This is a genomic window from Pseudomonas sp. GW456-E7 (genome assembly GCF_059424105.1).
The window spans coordinates 1-6,487 of the sequence record NZ_JBWKZB010000053.1; the positions used below are offsets into that span (position 1 = coordinate 1).

The window sequence follows — 6,487 nt, forward strand, 5'->3', positions numbered from 1 at the left end:
CGGTCACGCTCAACTCCTGGCCTTTGCGCGAGGTGTAGCTCTGCACCTGGTCCTTGTCGACCTTGCCCACGGCAAAGACAACTCACTCAGGGCTGGCGCATTTTCTGTGGGAGCGAGCTTGCTCGCGATGAGGCCGTAACAGTCGATATCCATGCGACTGTCAGTCCGCCATCGCGAGCAAGCTCGCTCCCACAGAGGTATGTGTTGGCCACAATATCGTGGCCAATAGAGCCGCTTAGTTGTCGTAACCCAGGTTCGGCGCCAGCCAGCGTTCGGTCACGCTCAACTCCTGGCCTTTGCGCGAGGTGTAGCTCTGCACCTGGTCCTTGTCGACCTTGCCCACGGCAAAGTACTGCGCCTGCGGGTGAGCGAAGTACCAGCCGCTGACCGCTGCTGCCGGGAACATGGCGTAGTGTTCGGTGAGGAACACGCCGCTGCGGCCTGCGCGCATTTCCTGAGCTTCGGGATCGAGCAAGGCGAACAACTGGGCTTTTTCGGTGTGATCCGGGCAGGCCGGATAACCCGGTGCCGGACGGATGCCAGTGTATTGCTCCTTGATCAGCGCTTCGTTATCCAGCACTTCATCCTTGGCGTAGCCCCAATAGTCTTTACGCACCTGCTGGTGCAGCCATTCGGCACACGCTTCGGCCAGTCGGTCGGCCAGGGCCTTGACCATGATCGAGTTGTAGTCGTCGCCAGCGTCCTGGTAGGCCTTGGCCACTTCTTCGGCGCCGATGCCGGCGGTGGTGATGAAACCACCCACGTAGTCGGTCACTTCACTGTCCTTGGGCGCGACGAAGTCGGCCAGGGAGAAGTTCGGCTTGCCGTCGGTCTTGATGATCTGCTGGCGCAGGTGATGCAGCTTGGCCATTGGCTTGCCGTCATCGCCATAGAGTTCGATGTCGTCGTCATGCACCTGGTTGGCCGGCCAGAAACCGAACACCGCGCGGGCGCTGATCAGCTTTTCATCGATCAGTTTGGTGAGCATTTCTCGAGCGTCTTTATAGAGCGAGGTGGCGGCTTCACCGACCACTTCGTCCTGGAGGATGCGCGGGAATTTGCCGGCCAGGTCCCAGGATATGAAGAACGGCGTCCAGTCGATGTACTCGGCCAGAACGTTGAGGTCGATGTTGTCCAGTACCCGGGTGCCGGTGAAGGTCGGTTTGACCGGTGTGTAGCTCGCCCAGTCGAACTGTGGTTTCTTGGCGATGGCCGCGCCATAGCTCAGGCGTTCGGTGCGGGCGCTGCGGTTGGCGGTGCGCTCGCGAACCTCGATGTAGTCCTGACGGGTTTTCTCGACGAAACCGGCCTTGAGCTCCTTGGACAGCAACTGGGTCGCCACGCCCACGGCACGGGAGGCGTCGGTGACGTAGATCACTGCGTCGTTGCTGTACTTCGGCTCGATCTTCACCGCGGTGTGCGCCTTGGAGGTGGTGGCGCCACCGATCATCAATGGCAGGTGGAAGTCCTGGCGCTGCATTTCGCGGGCGACGTGGACCATCTCATCCAGCGACGGGGTGATCAGGCCGGACAGGCCGATGATGTCGCACTTCTGCTCCTTGGCCACCTGGAGGATTTTCTCCGCCGGGACCATCACGCCGAGGTCGACGATGTCATAGCCGTTGCAACCGAGCACGACGCCGACGATGTTCTTGCCGATGTCGTGCACGTCGCCTTTCACAGTCGCCATCAGGATCTTGCCCTTGGCTTCCGGCTTGTCGCCTTTTTCCAGTTCGATGAACGGGATCAGGTGCGCCACGGCCTGCTTCATCACGCGAGCGGATTTCACCACCTGGGGCAGGAACATTTTGCCGGCGCCGAACAGGTCGCCGACGATGTTCATGCCGGCCATCAGCGGGCCTTCGATCACTTCGATCGGGCGGCTGAAGGACAGGCGCGATTCTTCGGTATCTTCGACGATGTGGGTGGTAATGCCTTTGACCAGCGCATGTTCCAGACGCTTGTTGACGTCCCAGTTGCGCCACTCTTCGGTCTCGGCTTCCTTGACGCTGCCGTCGCCCTTGTACTTGTCGGCGATGGCGAGGAGGGCGTCGGTGCCTTCCGGGGTGCGGTTGAGGATCACGTCTTCGACGGCGTCGCGCAGTTCCACCGGGATCTGGTCGTAGATCTCCAGTTGCCCGGCGTTGACGATACCCATGGTCAGCCCGGAACGGATCGCGTACAGCAGGAACACCGAGTGGATCGCCTCACGCACCGGGTTGTTGCCGCGGAACGAGAACGACACGTTGGACACGCCACCGGACGTCAGCGCGTACGGCAGTTCGTCACGGATGTAGGCACAGGCGTTGATGAAATCGACGGCGTAGTTGTTGTGTTCTTCGATACCGGTGGCGACGGCGAAGATGTTCGGGTCGAAGATGATGTCTTCCGGCGGGAAGTCCACTTCGTTGACCAGGATGTCGTAGGAGCGTTTGCAGATTTCCTTCTTGCGCGCTTCGGTGTCGGCCTGGCCGGCCTCGTCGAAGGCCATCACCACCACCGCGGCGCCGTAGCGCTTGCACAGTTTGGCGTGGTGAATGAACTGCTCCACGCCTTCTTTCATGCTGATCGAGTTGACGATGCCCTTGCCCTGGATACATTTGAGGCCGGCTTCGATCACTTCCCACTTCGAGGAGTCGATCATGATCGGTACGCGAGAGATGTCCGGTTCACCGGCAATCAGATTGAGGAAGGTCACCATGGCCTTCTTCGAATCGAGCATCCCTTCGTCCATGTTGATGTCGATCACCTGGGCGCCGGCCTCGACCTGCTGCAGGGCGACTTCCAGGGCTTCGGTGTAGTTGTCCTCGCGGATCAGCCGGGCGAACTTGGCGGAACCGGTGATGTTGGTGCGCTCGCCGACGTTGACGAACAGCGAACTGCGATCGATGGTGAAGGGTTCCAGGCCCGAGAGGCGGCAAGCCTTGGGGATGTCCGGGATCTGGCGCGGCGCATAACCGGCCACGGCCTTGGCGATGGCTTCGATGTGGCCCGGCGTGGTGCCGCAGCAGCCGCCGACAATGTTGAGGAAGCCGCTTTGGGCGAACTCTTCGATGACCTTGGCGGTTTGCGATGGCAGTTCGTCGTACTCGCCGAATTCGTTCGGCAGGCCGGCGTTCGGGTGCGCCGAGACGTGGGTGCCTGCCTTGTTCGACAGCTCTTCGAGGTACGGGCGCAACTCGCTGGCGCCGAGGGCGCAGTTCAGGCCAACGGAAATCGGCTTGGCGTGGGCCACGGAGTTCCAGAAGGCTTCGGTGGTCTGGCCCGACAGGGTGCGGCCCGAAGCGTCGGTGATGGTGCCGGAAATCATGATCGGCAGTTCGACGCCCAGCTCTTCGAACACGCCTTGCACGGCAAAGATCGCGGCCTTGGCGTTGAGGGTGTCGAAGATGGTTTCGATCAGGATCAGGTCGGCGCCGCCCTCGATCAGGCCTTTGGTGGATTCGGTGTAGTTTTCCACCAGCTCATCGAAGGTCACGTTGCGGTAGCCGGGGTTGTTCACGTCCGGGGACAACGAGCAGGTGCGACTCGTAGGCCCGAGCACGCCGGCGACGAAGCGCGGCTTGTCCGGGGTTTCCAGGGTCTTGGCGTCGGCGACCTTGCGTGCCAGGCGAGCGCCTTCTACGTTTAATTCATACGCCAGGCCCTGCATGCCGTAGTCGGCCAGGGAGATCTGGGTAGCGTTGAAGGTGTTGGTTTCCAGAATGTCGGCGCCAGCGTCGAGGTAGGCTTTCTCGATGCCGCCAATCACGTCCGGGCGAGTCAGTACCAACAGGTCGTTGTTGCCTTTGACATCGCTCGGCCAGTCAGCGAAGCGTTTGCCACGGTAATCCTGCTCTTCGAGCTTGTAGCTCTGGATCATCGTGCCCATACCGCCATCGAGAATCAGGATGCGCTCTTTGAGGGCGTGCTTGAGAGCTTGAAGGCGAACGCTGCGATCGGACATTTGGACTACTCGGTAAGACCATGACGAAGGGCCGGGATGATAGCAAACCTGTGCGCTTTTAGAGCATGACTCGGATTTGCATGAATATCGTTCATGTTGTCAGGGGTGGCAGACCGGTAGAATCGCGGCGTTTTTTCAGGATCCAGGACCAGGGACATGTCTTATCGCTTCGTCATCAGCAGTGTGTTGATGCTTTTAAGCTGGGGCGCTGCGGCGCAAAGTCCGGCGAATTCCTCTGCCATTTCCTACACTCGAGACATTCAACCGATCTTCACTGAAAAGTGCGTGGCCTGCCACGCCTGCAACGACGCCGCCTGTCAGCTCAACCTGGGCAGCGGCGAGGGCGCGGCACGCGGCGCGACGAAAGTCCCGGTTTACGACGGTGACCGCACCAAGGCGGTGGCGCCAACGCGGCTGTTTCTGGACGCCTCCGGAAAAGCCGCCTGGCAACAAAAGGGCTTCTTTTCGGTGCTCGATGCGCAGGGTAGTCAGGCAGCATTGATGGCGCGGATGCTGGAACTGGGCCACAACACCCCCTTGCAACCCAACGCCAGGTTGCCGCAAGACATCGTCCTGGGCCTGAACCGGGAGAACATGTGTGCCAGTCCTGCGCAGTTCGATGGCTACGCCGCTTCGCACCCGAAGGAAGGCATGCCGCTGGCAGTGACCGGTCTGACCGACCAGCAGTACCAGACGCTGCAACGCTGGCTGGCCGCAGGTGCACCTATCGATCAGCAGGCCCTGGCCCCGAGTGCGCAAGAAGCGCAGCAAGTGATCCAGTGGGAAAACCTGCTCAATTCGCCGGGCGCCCGGCAAAGCCTGGTGGGACGCTGGCTGTATGAGCACTGGTTCCTCGCCCATCTCTACTTCAAGGAGGGTGAACCCGGGCATTTCTTCCAGTGGGTGCGTTCGCGCACGCCGACCGGCCAGCCGATTGACCTGATCAATACCCGGCGCCCCAACGATGATCCGGGCACGGAGTTTTACTACCGCCTGTGGCCGGTGCAGGGCGTGATCGTGCATAAGACCCACATCTCCTATCCCCTGAGTGCGGCGAAGCTGGCGCGGGTCAAATCCCTGTTCTACAGCGGCAACTGGGAGGTCAATGCATTGCCGGGCTACGGGCCGAAGAGCCGGGCCAACCCCTTTACTACCTTCGAAGCGATTCCCGCCCAGGCGCGCTATCAATTCATGCTCGATAACGCCGAGTACTTCGTGCGCACCTTTATCCGTGGGCCAGTGTGTCGTGGGCAGATCGCCACGGACGTGATTCGCGATAACTTCTGGGCGCTGTTCCAGGCACCTGAACACGACCTCTACATCACCGACCCGAACTATCGCGGGCAAGCCACGCCCTTGCTGGCGATGCCGGGGCAGAATGATGATGTCGGCAGCGTCCTGACCCTGTGGCACGACTACCGCGACAAACGCAACGAATACGAGGCCCTGCGCCGCGACAGCTACGCCGACTTGCCCGCACCGAGCTGGTCGACCCTGTGGGCCGGCAACGACAACGCACTGCTGAGCATCTTTCGCCACTTCGACAGCGCCTCGGTGACCAAAGGCCTGATCGGCGAAGTGCCGCAGACGATGTGGCTGTTCGACTATCCGCTGCTGGAGCGCACCTACTATCAACTGGCAGTCAATTTCGATGTGTTTGGCAACGTGTCCCATCAGGCCCAGACGCGCCTGTATTTCGACCTGATCCGTAACGGCGCCGAGCAGAATTTCCTGCGCCTGATGCCCGCCGATTCGCGGGAGGGCTACCTCGACGACTGGTATCAGAACAGTGGCAAATTCAAGATGTGGCTGGACTACGAGTCCATCGACGATGACAAGCCGACGGCGCTGAAGCTTGATCCGCAGGATCCAAAGCGCGATTTCGCCCAGCAATTGCTGACCCGTTATGGCGACCTCAATGCCAGGCCCGACCCGATCAACCGCTGCGACGGCGCCTACTGTTCGCGGCCGAACATTGATCCTGGCCTGCAAAATGCCGAGCAAGTGTTGAGCCGCCTGACTTCGCGTCCGGCGGCGGGGTTGAAAGTGATTGATCAACTGCCGGAAGCGACCATGCTGCGCATCGAAACCGGCAGCGGCAAGCGTGAGGTCTACAGCCTGCTACGCAACCGGGCCCACAGCAACGTGGCGTTCCTGCTCGGCGAATCGCTGCGCTATCAGCCGGGGCTCGATACCCTGACGATTTTCCCGGGTGTGCTCAGCAGCTACCCGAACTTCATGTTCAACATCCCGGCCGGGCAAGTGCCGGCGTTTGTGGATGCGATGGAGAACGCCAAGGATAGCGACAGCTTTGAGAAAATCGTCGAACGTTGGGGAATACGGCGCAGTCATCCGCAATTCTGGTTCTATTTCCATGACCTGAGCCGCTACATCCAGGAGACCGATCCGGTGGAAGAGGGCGTGCTGGACATGAACCGCTACGAGAACCTCTGACCAATCACCGAACCCACGTGTAGGAGCTGCCGCAGGCTGCGATCTTTTGATCTTGTTTTTTAAAATCAAAGTCAAAAGATCGCAGCC

General features: G+C 60.7%; 2 protein-coding genes. One reads left to right on the forward strand and one right to left on the reverse strand.

All coding sequences use genetic code 11. The features are described 5' to 3' along the window. Window positions 1–235: 235 nt before the first annotated feature. Window positions 236–3,946: a methionine synthase gene (metH, locus tag AC07YV_RS25425; protein ID WP_102702799.1), complete on the reverse strand. Its 3,711-nt coding sequence runs from the start codon at window positions 3,944–3,946 to the stop codon at window positions 236–238. A gap of 156 nt (window positions 3,947–4,102) precedes the next feature. Here metH and AC07YV_RS25430 point away from each other — a divergent pair, with 156 nt between their 5' ends. Next, window positions 4,103–6,400 carry a fatty acid cis/trans isomerase gene (locus AC07YV_RS25430; RefSeq protein WP_102702798.1) on the forward strand — a complete coding sequence of 766 codons (2,298 nt, stop codon included), beginning with the start codon at window positions 4,103–4,105 and terminating at the stop codon, window positions 6,398–6,400. Window positions 6,401–6,487 lie beyond the last annotated feature (87 nt).